This is a genomic window from Lederbergia sp. NSJ-179 (assembly GCF_022867885.1).
Taxonomy (GTDB): domain Bacteria; phylum Bacillota; class Bacilli; order Bacillales; family Bacillaceae_C; genus Lederbergia.
In genome coordinates this window covers 167,447-180,614 of record NZ_JALIFP010000001.1, presented here as the reverse complement: position 1 = coordinate 180,614, position 13,168 = coordinate 167,447, and the positions used below count along the sequence as shown (strand labels likewise).

The 13,168-nt window shown below is 38.6% G+C and carries 14 protein-coding genes and 1 other RNA gene; 4 read left to right on the top strand and 11 right to left on the bottom strand.

All coding sequences use genetic code 11. The features are described 5' to 3' along the window. Positions 1–256 precede the first annotated feature (256 nt). Complete coding sequence (locus MUB24_RS00970) at positions 257–1,342, top strand: bifunctional 3-deoxy-7-phosphoheptulonate synthase/chorismate mutase (protein ID WP_244699989.1); 1,086 nt, start codon at positions 257–259, stop codon at positions 1,340–1,342. A gap of 80 nt (positions 1,343–1,422) precedes the next feature. On the opposite strand, the gene MUB24_RS00965 is transcribed toward MUB24_RS00970, so the two are convergent. The 4 genes from MUB24_RS00965 to MUB24_RS00950 all read right to left on the bottom strand — a co-directional run bounded on the left by MUB24_RS00965 (position 1,423) and on the right by MUB24_RS00950 (position 2,948). Further along, positions 1,423–1,602, bottom strand: a complete 180-nt coding sequence (locus tag MUB24_RS00965; RefSeq protein ID WP_244699986.1) for a hypothetical protein — start codon at positions 1,600–1,602, stop codon at positions 1,423–1,425. Between the two features lie 121 nt (positions 1,603–1,723). Next, positions 1,724–2,116, bottom strand: an RNA gene (gene rnpB / locus MUB24_RS00960) — RNase P RNA component class B. 72 nt (positions 2,117–2,188) lie between these two features. Further along, positions 2,189–2,494, bottom strand: a complete 306-nt coding sequence (gene gpsB / locus MUB24_RS00955) for a cell division regulator GpsB (protein WP_244699983.1) — start codon at positions 2,492–2,494, stop codon at positions 2,189–2,191. A 166-nt stretch (positions 2,495–2,660) separates the two neighbouring features. After that, on the bottom strand, positions 2,661–2,948 hold the full coding sequence (locus MUB24_RS00950; protein ID WP_244699980.1) for a CotD family spore coat protein: 288 nt from the start codon (positions 2,946–2,948) through the stop codon (positions 2,661–2,663). 342 nt (positions 2,949–3,290) lie between these two features. Here MUB24_RS00950 and MUB24_RS00945 point away from each other — a divergent pair, with 342 nt between their 5' ends. Continuing rightward, positions 3,291–3,755, top strand: a complete 465-nt coding sequence (locus MUB24_RS00945) for an Hsp20/alpha crystallin family protein (RefSeq protein ID WP_244699979.1) — start codon at positions 3,291–3,293, stop codon at positions 3,753–3,755. 131 nt (positions 3,756–3,886) lie between these two features. Here MUB24_RS00945 and MUB24_RS00940 read toward each other — a convergent pair whose 3' ends face one another. From MUB24_RS00940 to MUB24_RS00930, 3 genes are all read right to left on the bottom strand, one after another. After that, positions 3,887–4,339 carry a YppG family protein gene (locus MUB24_RS00940; RefSeq protein WP_244699977.1) on the bottom strand — a complete coding sequence of 151 codons (453 nt, stop codon included), beginning with the start codon at positions 4,337–4,339 and terminating at the stop codon, positions 3,887–3,889. A 50-nt stretch (positions 4,340–4,389) separates the two neighbouring features. Next, the gene (locus MUB24_RS00935) at positions 4,390–4,752 is read right to left on the bottom strand and encodes a YppE family protein (protein ID WP_244700516.1); all 363 of its coding nucleotides are present in this window, start codon (positions 4,750–4,752) and stop codon (positions 4,390–4,392) included. Positions 4,753–4,886: 134 nt separating this feature from the next. Beyond that, on the bottom strand, positions 4,887–5,090 hold the full coding sequence (locus MUB24_RS00930) for a hypothetical protein (protein WP_244699975.1): 204 nt from the start codon (positions 5,088–5,090) through the stop codon (positions 4,887–4,889). 440 nt (positions 5,091–5,530) lie between these two features. Between MUB24_RS00930 and recU the strand changes: the two genes are divergently transcribed. Both recU and MUB24_RS00920 read left to right on the top strand, forming a co-directional pair. Then, positions 5,531–6,142 (top strand): Holliday junction resolvase RecU, encoded by a 612-nt coding sequence (recU, locus tag MUB24_RS00925; RefSeq protein WP_244699973.1) that lies wholly within the window; start codon positions 5,531–5,533, stop codon positions 6,140–6,142. A gap of 27 nt (positions 6,143–6,169) precedes the next feature. Further along, a complete protein-coding gene (locus tag MUB24_RS00920; protein ID WP_244699972.1) occupies positions 6,170–8,881 on the top strand; it encodes a transglycosylase domain-containing protein in 2,712 nt (903 codons plus the stop codon). Positions 8,882–9,105: 224 nt separating this feature from the next. On the opposite strand, the gene nth is transcribed toward MUB24_RS00920, so the two are convergent. The 4 genes from nth to MUB24_RS00900 form a co-directional block, all read right to left on the bottom strand. Further along, positions 9,106–9,756, bottom strand: a complete 651-nt coding sequence (gene nth, locus MUB24_RS00915) for an endonuclease III (RefSeq protein ID WP_244699970.1) — start codon at positions 9,754–9,756, stop codon at positions 9,106–9,108. A 9-nt stretch (positions 9,757–9,765) separates the two neighbouring features. Next, positions 9,766–10,458, bottom strand: coding sequence for a DnaD domain-containing protein (locus MUB24_RS00910; RefSeq protein ID WP_244699967.1), 693 nt, complete (start codon positions 10,456–10,458; stop codon positions 9,766–9,768). 176 nt (positions 10,459–10,634) lie between these two features. Next, positions 10,635–11,927: an asparagine--tRNA ligase gene (gene asnS / locus MUB24_RS00905; RefSeq protein ID WP_244699964.1), complete on the bottom strand. Its 1,293-nt coding sequence runs from the start codon at positions 11,925–11,927 to the stop codon at positions 10,635–10,637. Positions 11,928–11,975: 48 nt separating this feature from the next. After that, complete coding sequence (locus tag MUB24_RS00900; RefSeq protein ID WP_280516818.1) at positions 11,976–13,166, bottom strand: pyridoxal phosphate-dependent aminotransferase; 1,191 nt, start codon at positions 13,164–13,166, stop codon at positions 11,976–11,978. Between the last annotated feature and the right edge of the window lie 2 nt (positions 13,167–13,168).

Here is a 13,168-nt window from a genome sequence, read left to right as displayed (position 1 = left end):
TGTAAAGAAAAATTTCATAGTATTCTAAAAGAAAATAGATGGTAGCGCATTCAATAATTTTGTATTTGTCAATATTGGTTTTTTCACATACAATTGAAATCACACTACCTGCAAAATTTTTCTTGGAAACCTATTGACTTTTTCAATGTTTCAGTCTATGGTATTGAGCTATCAACAAATTAAATTCACACACGCTTCACAGCGTTGAAGTGTTGAAGAAAATATTCGTTTTAAAAACAAACAAGGAGGGCTTAGGATGTCAGAATTAGAAGAATTACGCGCAAAAATTGAAGAAAAAACAATTGAAATTATGAAATTATTAAATGAGCGCGGAGAAATTGCCCAAGAAATTGGGAAATTAAAAGAAGTACAAGGTGTAAAACGTTTTGATCCAGTTCAAGAACGAAAAGTACTTGATTTAGTTGCTGCCCATAATAAAGGACCATTCGAAACATCGACTCTTCAACATATTTTCAAACAAATTTTAAAAGCAAGCCTTGAACTGCAAGAGGATGACAATCGAAAGTCTTTACTTATTTCTCGAAAGAAAAAGCCTGAAAATACCGTTGTCACTGTGAAAGATATAAAGATCGGCAATGGAACCCAGCATTTCATTATGGGACCTTGTGCGGTGGAAAGCTATGAGCAAGTACAGCTTGTTGCGCAAGCGATGAAAAAACAAGGTTTAACATTAATGCGAGGCGGAGCTTATAAGCCACGGACCTCTCCTTATGATTTCCAAGGTCTTGGCCTTGAAGGGTTAAAAATTTTACGCCGTGTCGCCGATGAAGAAGGAATGGCGGTAATAAGTGAAATTTTAGATACGAGAGATGTTGAATCTGCCTTGGATTATGTGGATGTTATTCAAATTGGTGCACGGAATATGCAGAACTTCGAATTATTAAAATTAGTTGGCTCTGTTCAGAAACCCGTTTTATTAAAACGTGGATTAGCTGCCACCATTGAAGAATTCATGTATGCAGCAGAGTACATCATTTCGCAAGGAAATAGCAATATTATGCTATGCGAAAGAGGAATTAGAACCTATGAGAAGGCAACACGCAATACACTAGATATTTCGGCTGTACCCGTCCTTAAAAAAGAAACACATCTGCCTGTATTAGTGGATGTGACCCATTCAACAGGAAGAAAAGATTTATTACTTCCAGCAGCAAAAGCGGCCTTAGCAATTGGTGCAGATGCCGTGATGGCTGAGGTTCATCCGGACCCGGCAGTCGCGTTATCCGATTCTGCTCAACAGATGGATATCGAGGAATTTAACCAGTTCATGGCAGAAGCAAAAGGATTTGCAGAAGTGATCCAAAAAACACCTGCACTCTAAATTAGAAGCAAAAGGAGCTGTCCTATAAGTACTTAGCTTACTAGGACAGCTCCTTTATGTAGTTTTTCAGATCTTCATCCTTAATTTCCTATCATACGTCTATGGGATAATGTATAGTCAATCGCTTTATTCAGACTCTCCTCTGCTTCCTTCAAGCTTTCCATTGCTGGTTGTGGACACGGCCCTTCCGAATAAAGTGCTTGATAAGTCGCCTGAATGGCTTTTGAAATCGTTTCAAACTCTTTCAGTTTTCCTGTCATAAACTATCACTCCCTGCTATTCATATGTATCAGTATATTCAGCAGGTAAGATTTTATGCTGTCAAAAAAGGTAAACATGGAAAAACCCTCACCTACTTGAAGGTGAGAGCCTATCATAACATCTTATAAGCCATGTTCTGTACCATCGTACTACAAATGGTCATAGGCAGACCTCGTACTCCGGTGGTAATCATCTATCTGCAAGTTGATCTTGCCTTTTTCTTCGTTCAGTTCCTCAGAAAAAGTTCCCCTACCAAAATTTGGGTTTCTCGCTCACGGGGTTTACCTCGTTCCACCTTTGCCGTTTCCAGCAAAGCTCCGTCACTGTGGCACTTTAAAGGTAGTCACACCCTATTATAAAAAATAACGTAGGTGTTTTCCCTGCCGTCAGTCAAGTAAGTAAAACCTAACTGCCCTAGCTTATTGTTTCGCTAGGCGTGATCACTACGGGCATCTCAGCACCGTGCGAGCATGGACTTTCCTCTGCTATAAATAACAGCAATTACCCAGATGTTATGAAGCACGCCCAAGATACTATTGTATAATTTTTTTCATTCACTTGCAAGTGGAAAAAACGGGAAATGATCTAGTGTTCGTCAAGCTTACTTCCAAAAACATGTTTTTCCAAATTGGAAAGACGTTTCAAAATATCGAAATTTGTCGTTCCAGCTGGTTGCACGGGTGGCTGCCGCCGTGATTGATCTTCTACTTGTTTTTTCAACCTAACATTTTCCTGTTGCAATTCTTCCACTATTTGATGCATCGCTTCATAATCCTTGATAATTAAATCTAGAAATTGATCTACTTCATCTTGTTTATACCCGCGAAACTTTGATTTAAATTCTTTTTCCAAAATGTCCTTGGCAGTTAATTTCAGCCGATCTGCTAACATCCAAAACACCACCTTAAAATTCACACTACCTTATCATTATTCTTTCAAAATAATGCTGTTTTGTCAATTTTGCAAGAAATAAACTCTAAATTTTTTTCTGATGTTGTTTGGAATACTTATTTTTTACAGCAAAAAAACGAGGAGCTAATGTCCTCGTTTCATCATATTAATAGGGGAAATTTGGTCTTGGTCCAAATCCTGGGCGCGGTCTAGGCCCATAACCGGGGCCGCCTGGTCCAGGTCCTGGCATGACAACTTGTTGGTTCGTTACCTCATTTACAACTGATTCAGTATGCGGAAAATAATGTTGATGCACAAAATTCTCATGATTCACTGTTGTGGTATGAGAAGGATGGATTTCAGGAACGATATAGTTTTGACAAGTATGTTTTACACAGCATTTTGTGGGATGAACAACAGCAGGTAAAACTTTGTTGCAGCAATGATTATACATACATATGCTCCTTTCTAGTCATGTTCTCTATTCATTAATAAACTATGATGATTAGCTGATACATGTACTAATCAGAAAACCCATATTTCAAGGAATCTTTGCTTGCTTATTTTGCAAATAAATAAAATATGGCAAAAATAGTACTTTTATTCTACAAACGTTTATAAAAAGTCAAAAAATTTATCCGTTTAGTCGAAATCTGCGCTTGCCCGGGAAATGATCAAAGCATTTCCGTATCGTTATTTCCCCACTATTGGTCGGGGCACAAACATGTTTTAAAATATGAACTCTTTACATTATTTTTTCATACACTACAACAGACTAGATGGGAGGTGTAAAAAATTGGCGGAAAAGCCTCAACATAATATGGACCATTTTAGTGAACCGTTTAATCGTTTCGTACGTGCGATGGATCGATTATTTACAGACTCACCTAGCCAAGGACTTTTGCAGAGTATGGATGATTTTTTTACACAAGCGAAGCCATTTGGAGGTTTTCCAGTTGATTTTACCGAAACTGAAAAGGAATACAAGATTAAGGCACAACTACCAGGTGTGAAAAAAGATCAGATTGAATTAGAAATTTTACCACAATATGTGACTATTTCTGTTAAACAACAAGAAACTCATTCAAAGGAAGATACAAAAAATCAGGTCTTTCATAAAAAAGGAATTTGGAACAAATCCACAAGAACAATCCCACTTTCAAAACCCATTATTCAGCATAAAGCCGTTGCTCAATATAAAGATGGTATTCTAAGTATTAAAATTCCAAAAGAAAAAGGGAGAAGATTATCGATTGAATGAGCAAAGCTGAGGTGGCTTCTTCGGTAATTGGATGAATGGCTTCCATTGGAGGTTAGGTACTGGGCCTAATCTCTTTTATTGTTTTTTCGAAATCATAAAAAGGGAATCGAAGGGATACATTCGATTCCTCTTTAAACTTTGAAAATTCCTCCGATTCCTTTTGCCATTCCAGAAACTTGATTAATGGCATTCACAAGCTGCCCAGCTGTATTCACCATCTTATTAAAATCATAAGATCCATCTTGAGACTTAAAGGATTGAAGCAATGAATGAAACGGTCCTGTCGTTGGTTTGGGTTGATTGATTGGTGAATGAGTCTTTGGATATTGACTTGGATGAGTATTATACGGATACTCCTCTTCAGGCTGTAAAGGATTCTGGAACAAATATCCGGAACTTTTATGTTGATTTAGTGGTATATACGGTTGTGACTGATTAGGATAAGGCGATCCCCCTGGTACTCCAAAAGGTATATTCATGCCGTACTGAACTCCTGGATGGTAATTTGAGGGATGCAGATTCGGAGCATAAGGGTTTCCGTAAGGATAAGGATCTCTATAATATCGTTGTGGATAAGGCAGCATGTTATCCCTCCTTCTTCCCTACACCTTATGCCCAGTCACGTGGAATGGTGCTACTCTTCATCTAATTCCTCTAGCATTCTTTGTAAAATGAAATCTATCGATTGAATATGGCTAATAAATCGCTTTAAGCTTGATTCAGGGAAAAAAGCACGGATGGAAACCATTTGAATATTTTCAGCCGTATTTCGAATCTGCATAGGGTGGAGATTTTTAGGTTTCACTTTTAATGACCAATCCACTGCCAGTGGTTCCCATTCATCACAGCAGATCTTCACTTGATCAGCAAAAGGTTTCACCTCTTGAAAAAAATCACCTTTTTGTCCACTTTCTCTACAGCGAAGATATGTCTCATGTGCTTCTTTGTTATATGTATATAATTTTCTGGTTAAATCGATTAATGTATTGTTATCCATTTTCACCGATCGCTTTCTATTTCATATAAAATGAAAAAGTAGCTAATATACATGGCTACTTTTTCATTTTACTGCTATTAAAGTATTGAAGCAAACAAACGAATTCTAATAGTTCCGTACAAAAACCAATTTGATTATTTCGCGATCGCTAAATCCGGATCCAGCTTTTCATTATCCAGTTTGATCATCGTTTGTTTTTGCTTATTTCCTCCTACAAAATGACTCCTATTGATGATTCTCTCTTCAGACAACATTGATTTTTCTTTGATCATTTGTTCTACTTCATTCATTTGCATTTGGATAGCCTCCAACCGGCTTAACAATTCTTGCTTCGTCATATTGCTTCCTCCACCTCTCACCCTTTTGCTTAAAGTACTTCACCGTCTTTTTAACTTCTCCTGCCCGGTTGACAAAACTAGAATGGATTCGTCAAACAAAGTGGATTCTATATCATTTTATCTATTTTTCGACAATTGATAGAACAATTCAGGTTGAGGGTCGATTGGGTCCATTCAATTTTGGATTACCCTCCCCCGCTTTTTTGGGTTGATCTTTTATTCTCTTCTTATCTTCATTTTGTTTGTTTTTAGCCATATTTTTCATCCTTTCTTGTTTACATTTTATGTTTCTTTTTTAACCTGTCCATTTAACCGAACTTCATGTATCTTTTTTAAGTTTCAAACGTATATACAAAAGACGAAAAAAAAGCTATACTCCCATATGTAAGATTCTTCCTATATGGAGAGCTATGATATAATGAACAGAGAGGTGTCAATCAATGGTTTTTCATTATCCAAACGGAAGAAAATATCATGAGAAATGTAGCACTGAAAATGTAAAAAAACAATTACCGACTAAAAGTTCTTATAGTAATAGAGGAATGACATTAGAGGAGGATCTGAATGAAACGAATAAATACTATCGAATCCATAATATTGCCGTCATTCATAAAAAACCGACTCCCATCCAAATTGTCAACGTAGATTATCAATCTAGAAGCACAGCCGTCATTAAAGAAGCCTATTTTCGTCAAGCATCCACAACAGATTATAATGGGGTGTGCAATGGCAAATATATTGATTTCGAGGCAAAAGAGACAAAGAGTACCACCTCTTTTCCATTGAAAAACTTTCATGAGCATCAAATCGAGCATATGAAAAAGATTGTTGAACAAAATGGGATCACATTTGTTATTTTACGGTTTGCCAGAACAGATGAAATTTTTCTTCTCGAAGGGAAGGTTTTATTCCATTATTGGGAACGAATGATTGAAGGAGGAAGAAAATCAATCAAGAAGGAGGAAATCATTCAACACGGATTTCCGATTCCTTATGGATTGCATCCAAGAATTGACTATATCCGAAAAATCCAAGAGCTTAACCTTCTTTAACATTTTTGAAAGTGAGGAAACTCCAATATGGCAGAAAATTATCAAAGCCGAGTTGAACGCAGAAAGAAACAACCTTTAAATAAAAAGAAACAACCTAAACGAGCAAAAAAAATCTTTAAAACTCTATTCTTAACCATTTTAATCCTTGGCATTATTGGTGTTATTGCTGGAGGTACAACATTTGCCATTTATGCAAAAGATGCCCCTCCCGTAGATGATGTGCTTTTAATTGACCCTGTTGCATCCGATTTAGTTGATATAAATGGCGACGTGTTTGCCACCGTTGGTACAGAAAATCGCGATTATGTCGAGTATGACAAGATTCCTACTGAGGTAAGAGATGCCGTCTTGGCTACAGAAGATGTTCGCTTCTTTAAACATGGCGGAATTGATTTAAGAAGACTTGCTGGAGCTGTTTTAGCCAATATTACTCGGGGTTTTGGGTCCGAAGGTGCTTCTACCCTCACCCAACAGGTCGTTAAATTATCTTTTCTTTCTGAAGATAAAACCTTAAAGAGAAAGGCACAGGAAGCATGGTTAGCAATGAAATTGGAAAAGGAATATTCGAAAGAACAAATTTTTGAAATTTATGTGAACAAAATTTATTATGGCAAGGGCGTTCACGGAATTGCCACTGCCGCTGAATATTATTTTGGTAAAAAATTAGACGATTTGGAATTGCAGGAGCTGGCCTTATTAGCTGGTCTCCCCCAATCTCCAAATCGCTATGAGCCCTACGATCATCCTGATCAAGCAGATAAAAGAAAAAATGTTGTCTTGTCTTTAATGTATCAACATGGAAAAATTAGTAAGAAAGAAATGGAAGCCGCCCAGAAAAAATCTGTTACAGATACCTTGATTCCAGAGGATGAAAATCAAGGACCTCCTTATAAGTATGACTCATTTGTTGATCAGGTGATTCGTGAAGTGGAGGAAATGGGGGATTATAATGTATATGCAGACGGTTTGACGATCCATACAACCCTTGATCCGGATGCACAGGAATATACAGAAAAATTGTTTTTTGACAATGAAGATGTCGAGTTCCCGGATGAGGACATGCAAGCTGGTCTTGTCCTTCAAGATACAAAAACAGGGGAAATTCGTGCAATTGGTGGGAACCGTTATAAAAAGGTAAAACGTGGGAGAAATTTTGCGACGACACTGAAAGAGCGCCAAACGGGATCAACGATTAAACCAATCTTTGATTATGGTCCTGCGATTGAATATTTAAATTGGTCTACTTACGAGCAAATCGTTGACGAACCTTATCAATATAATACTGGCGAACCGATTGGAAATTGGAATAACAAGTACGAAGGCCAAATGTCCATTCGTGAAGCCCTATATAAATCACGAAATATCCCAGCTCTTAAGGCCTTTCAAGCAGTCGGAAATGATAAAGTCCGCGATTTTGCATCCAAAGTTGGATTGGAATATGACAAAATTGACAATGAATCAGCCGCGATCGGGGCCATTGGAGATATTTCTCCATTAAAACTTGCGGGAGCCTATGCAACCTTTGGAAATAACGGCATGTATAACAAACCACATACCGTGAAGAAAATTATTCTGAAGGATAAGGAAACAGAAATCGTCAATAAAGTTTCCCCTCAACTGGCCATGAAAGATTCAACGGCATTTATGATAACGAGTATGCTGAAAGATGTTATCTCCAGTAAAGCTGGTGCAACAGGTGCTGGTGCAATTATTCCAGGTCTTCCTGCAGCCGGTAAAACCGGTACAACCAATTACAGCGCAAAAGAAATGAAAGAATACGGTCTGAAAGAAGGGGATGGGGATGTCCCTGATGCTTGGTTTGCGGGGTACACAACCAACTATACAATTGCTGTATGGACGGGATATGAAAATCGCAAAAAACCTTTACGGGCCGGAAGTGATCAACTAATTGCGAAAGAGCTATATAAAAACTTAATGGCTCATGTATCAGAAGGGATTGACACTCCTGATTTCAAGATGCCCAAGAGCGTTATCAAGGCAGCCGTTGAAAAAGGCTCCAATCCAGCGAAGAAACCAAGTAAATACACACCAGAAAGTCAAATTGTCTATGAATACTTTGTAGCTGGAACAGAACCAAAAGAAACGTCCACCAGCTTTGATAAACTGGACACACCTTCTGTCAATGGAAAATATCTTGAGGATTCCAATCAAATTGAGTTTACTTGGAAACACCCAGATCTCGGCAATAAAGAGCTGGAATTTGCTGTTTCGCTTAAAACAAATGACGGAAATAAAACATCAATTGGAAAGATGAAGGACCAAAAATATGTCCTGCAGAATGTAGATCCTGGCGTGACCTATACGATAGAAATTGTAGCAACAGTTGCCGGTCAAACGAGTTCTGCCGGTACGGCTAGTGTCACCGTTCCTAAACAAGAGGACGAAGAGAAGAAGGAGGACGAAGAGGTCACCCCACCGGATAATGAACAAGAGGATCCAGACCAGGGGGAAGAAGACAAAGGCAATAAAAAGGAGGACGAACAAAAGAAAGATCACAACGAAGACAATGGGAATAAGCCAGAGGATCAGGATAATAATAAAGATAATGAAGATCCAGCCAATGACAATAAGGATAAGGATAAGGATAAGGATAAGGATAAGGATAAGGATAAGGATCAGAATCAACCAGATGAAGAACATAAAGATGAGGGTGTTTCAAATGAACAGCCGCCTGATAATGAAACACCCCCTGAAGAAGATGCTTCACTAGCACCATAATATTATGAAAAACGCAAGGCGTCCATAATCGTCCTAATCGTCCACAAGCAAATGTTCTGAGAAAAAGGAAGGCATGCTTTGCCTTTCATTAGCTCAGAACATTTGGCCTCGAGCCAATGGTACCTAGAGCTAAATCCTATTGAACAACAAACGAAACTATCTAAAGACAAAGTGCCAGTCATCTCCCCCTATACGGAAAAGATGACTGGCACTTTTTATAAGATTCAAACCCTTTTTCTTAATCGCTTTTTTCCCTCTCTGCAAATTTCGTTCAGTGGACAAATGGGGCATTGCGGGTTTTGTGATTTACAATGATAGCGACCAAAGAAGATCATGCGATGATGAGTGATCGACCACTCGTTCTCCGGCACTTTACGCATTAATGTTTTTTCCACTTCCAACACATTATCCTTCCAGCGGCAAAAAGCAAGGCGCTTACTCACCCTTTCTACATGCGTATCAACGGCAATCGCTGGAATTCCGAACGCAACGGATAAAACCACATTCGCTGTTTTCCTGCCGACGCCAGGTAATTTAATCAATTCATCGCGAGTAGTGGGCACTTCTCCACCATACTCATCCAGCAGCATTTGACATAGCTTTTGGATATTTTTCGCTTTATTTCGGAATAAACCAATCGAACGAATATCCTCTTGCAGTTCTTCCAAAGGAACAGCTAAATAATCTTCTGGCCTTTTATATTTTTTGAATAACTGTTCTGTCACTCGATTGACCAATGCATCTGTACATTGTGCGGATAAGGAAACGGCAATAATGAGTTCAAAAGGGTTTGAATGAGTAAGTTCACAATGGGCATGAGGAAACATCTTTCCCATCTCATCCAAGCAAAAACGTATTTGTTGTTTATTTAACATTTCATCACCTTATTGCTCAAGCCAATTATAAACAGGCATTGTTTTTGAAGTGGAATGTGTTGATTGGCTGGCTTTCGTTTTTTTTCTATATTTTAAACTATGAATTTTTGCTTGCTCGACTGTCTGTACGCCATTTTTCTTCCATTCAAATAAAATACGATCAATGTAACGAAAGCTTAGTGTACTAGACATGACAGCTTCTCTTAAGGCTGCCTTGATCAGTGCTGGTTCTTGGCCATCTTGATCGATCCACATCGCTAAGGATTCACATTCCATTGGGGAAAGCGGACGACCGAATTCTTTTTCAAAAATTGTGTACAGATCTTGTTCCTCTTGTAATACATTTTGCAGCTTTCCTTGCTTTTTTTCTTTCATCATTTCTTCAGCCAGCTTGTACCATAAAGGTGAAAGGGAGTATGTTTCAAAACCCACTCCTTTTTGACTTTGCTGTTCAATTTTTAGCATTTCATGTTGAACAAGTGTACGTAAAATGGAGGAACAATCATCATCGGAAATGGTCATTCTTTCAGCGATCTGTTTGGGAGTGGGGAACTCGTTTCCCTTCTCCTTAAATGAGATAATTTGCAGAATTAAAGCGAGTTCTTTCTCATCCAACCCTAAATCCCGATATTTACTGATTAGTAATGCAGGAATTTGAATCATGCCGGCTTCAATCCAGGATACCATTATGTCTTTGTCCATTTTATGACACCTCGCTTCTTATGTATTCTAGGGAATTTGATTTCCACATTAGTGAAAAGAGACTAACCCCTTCGTGGATAACGTGGATAGTCTCTTTCTTTATCTTGATGCCTTATAAACGAGCAGGATGGTTTCCTATCAGGTCAACAGGATGTGGCGGTTTTAGCCTTTGATTCTTATGGATATAGCCGATTTAATAAACGTGGAAATGGAATCGTCTCCCGAACATGTTCCACACCAGAAATCCAGGCTACCGTTCGTTCCAAACCAAGACCAAATCCTGAATGAGGTACAGCTCCGAACCGGGAAATATCCAAATACCATTCATACGCCTCAAGGGGCAAATGATGCTCTTCTATTCTTTTTTTCATTAATTCAATATCGTGAATTCGTTCAGATCCCCCGATAATCTCCCCATACCCTTCAGGAGCAATCATATCTGCACAAAGAACAACATCCTCTCTTTCAGGATCGGGTTGCATGTAGAATGGTTTAATTTTTGTCGGATAGTGCGTAATAAAGACAGGCTGATCGAAATGATCGGCAATAGCAGTCTCATGAGGTGCTCCAAAGTCAGCTCCCCATTCAATATCATCAAAGCCCTGTTCATGTAAAAACTGAATGGCTTCATCATAAGTGATTCGTGGAAATGGAGCCACTACTTTTTCCAATTGAGTCGTGTCTCTGCCGAGTCTTTCTAGTTCTAAAGAACAATTCTTCAACACAGACTGAACGATAAAAGCAACATACTCCTCTTGCACCTTTAAGCTATCTTCAAATTGATAAAAAGCCATTTCCGGTTCTATCATCCAAAATTCAATCAAATGCCGGCGGGTTTTTGATTTTTCTGCCCGAAAGGTAGGACCGAAGGAAAATACCTTCCCTAATGCCATAGCCGCAGCTTCCATATAGAGTTGACCACTTTGGGACAAGAAGGCTTCTTCATCAAAATACTTCGTATGAAAAAGTTCTGTTGTTCCTTCCGGGGCACTCCCCGTTAAAATCGGTGGATCAATTTTCACAAATCCTTGTGATTGAAAGAATTCATAGGTAGCTTGGATAATTTCATTTCTAATTTTCATCACGGCATGCTGCCTGCGAGAACGCAGCCACAAATGACGATGATCCATTAAAAATTCAGTACCATGTTTTTTCGGAGTGATTGGATAATCAGTTGCTTCACGAATCACTTCTAGATTTGAAACGGATAGTTCATACCCAAATGATGAACGGCTATCCTCCTGTACAATCCCTGTCACAAAAAGAGATGTTTCCTGTGATAAAGATTTAGCCTTTTGAAAAATGGTTTCTTCTACTTCACTTTTCACAATCACCCCTTGGATAAAGCCTGTTCCATCACGTAGTTGCAGGAAGGCAATTTTGCCGCTTGATCGCTTATTATCCAACCATGCCCCAATCGTTACTTCTTGTCCCACATATTTACCTACTTCGGATATCGTTACTTTCATACTAGTCGTCCTTTCAAAAGTCGTAAATGCCTTTATTTAGATTTTCCATTACTTCATTTTATTTTCAACAAAGGTATGGATTCTTTTGATTGCTTCCTCCAAATTTTCCAATGATGTCGCATAAGATAGCCGGATATTATCAGGTGCTCCAAACCCAGAACCCGGTACGACTGCCACAAGCGCTTCTTCTAATAAGCCCTCAACAAACTGGTCGACTGTTTCATACCCAGCTAGTGCAGCTGTTTCCTTCACGTTTGGAAATAAATAAAAAGCACCTTGAGGTTTTTTACATTTTACTCCTGGAATGGCAATCAGTTTAGGATAAATATGATTAAGTCGTTCTTCAAAAGCTTTTCTCATCGTTTCTACAGCCGTTTGTGGGCCATTATAAGCCTCGATTGCCCCATATTGGGATGTGGTTGTCGGATTGGAGGTGGAATGGCTAGCAAGGTCTGCCATGGCCGAAATGATTTTTTTCTGTCCGGCTGCATAACCAATTCTCCAACCTGTCATAGAATGTGATTTCGATACTCCATTAATTAGGATCGTCATCTCTTTTAATTCCGGCGAAATCTCTGCAACGGAAGTATGAGGGTGATCCCCATAGATTAATTTTTCATATATTTCATCGGAAACAATCAAAACTTGATGTTCTAAGCAAATTTTTCCTAGTTCAGCCAATTCTTCCTTCGTGTAAAGCATCCCAGTTGGATTACTTGGTGAATTTAGAATAAATGCCTTCGTTTTGGATGTAATCGCCTTTTCCAATTGTTCAGGCGTAATTTTAAAATCTTGCTCCTCTTTTCCCGTTACGAAAACAGGTTCTCCCCCTGCTAATTTCACTTGTTCAGGATAACTGACCCAGTAAGGAGTTGGAATAATAACTTCATCACCATTATTTAATAACACTTGAAATAAAGTGTATAAAATATGCTTTGCCCCATTCCCCACAATCATTTCCGCTGGATCATATTCAAGTCCCTGATCCTTTTTTAATTTCGTGATAATGGCCTTTTTTAATTCTGGCAATCCACCTGCTGGTGTGTATTTTGTCTTTCCTTCTTTCATGGAACGGTAAGCTGCTTCAATAATATTGACAGGTGTATTAAAATCGGGTTCCCCTGCTCCAAGGCCAATGACATTCAGCCCTTGGGCCTTAAGCTCTTTCGCCTTTGCGGTAATAGCTAAAGTTGTGGATGGAGTAAGTGTTTCTACACGATTCGCCAATTGAATTGTCATCT

What these genes read in the sequence shown, in the direction of transcription:
- MUB24_RS00950 (WP_244699980.1), bottom strand. Translation starts at nt 2,948, where the DNA reads ATGTATAATCATTGCTGCAACAAAGTTTTACCTGCTGTTGTTCATCCC.
- nth (WP_244699970.1), bottom strand. Translation starts at nt 9,756, where the DNA reads ATGTTAAATAAACAACAAATACGTTTTTGCTTGGATGAGATGGGAAAG.
- MUB24_RS00970 (WP_244699989.1), top strand. Translation starts at nt 257, where the DNA reads ATGTCAGAATTAGAAGAATTACGCGCAAAAATTGAAGAAAAAACAATT.
- recU (WP_244699973.1), top strand. Translation starts at nt 5,531, where the DNA reads ATGGTTTTTCATTATCCAAACGGAAGAAAATATCATGAGAAATGTAGC.
- MUB24_RS00910 (WP_244699967.1), bottom strand. Translation starts at nt 10,458, where the DNA reads ATGGACAAAGACATAATGGTATCCTGGATTGAAGCCGGCATGATTCAA.
- asnS (WP_244699964.1), bottom strand. Translation starts at nt 11,927, where the DNA reads ATGAAAGTAACGATATCCGAAGTAGGTAAATATGTGGGACAAGAAGTA.
- MUB24_RS00920 (WP_244699972.1), top strand. Translation starts at nt 6,170, where the DNA reads ATGGCAGAAAATTATCAAAGCCGAGTTGAACGCAGAAAGAAACAACCT.
- MUB24_RS00930 (WP_244699975.1), bottom strand. Translation starts at nt 5,090, where the DNA reads ATGACGAAGCAAGAATTGTTAAGCCGGTTGGAGGCTATCCAAATGCAA.
- MUB24_RS00940 (WP_244699977.1), bottom strand. Translation starts at nt 4,339, where the DNA reads ATGCTGCCTTATCCACAACGATATTATAGAGATCCTTATCCTTACGGA.
- MUB24_RS00900 (WP_280516818.1), bottom strand. Translation starts at nt 13,166, where the DNA reads ATGACAATTCAATTGGCGAATCGTGTAGAAACACTTACTCCATCCACA.
- MUB24_RS00965 (WP_244699986.1), bottom strand. Translation starts at nt 1,602, where the DNA reads ATGACAGGAAAACTGAAAGAGTTTGAAACGATTTCAAAAGCCATTCAG.
- gpsB (WP_244699983.1), bottom strand. Translation starts at nt 2,494, where the DNA reads ATGTTAGCAGATCGGCTGAAATTAACTGCCAAGGACATTTTGGAAAAA.
- MUB24_RS00935 (WP_244700516.1), bottom strand. Translation starts at nt 4,752, where the DNA reads ATGGATAACAATACATTAATCGATTTAACCAGAAAATTATATACATAT.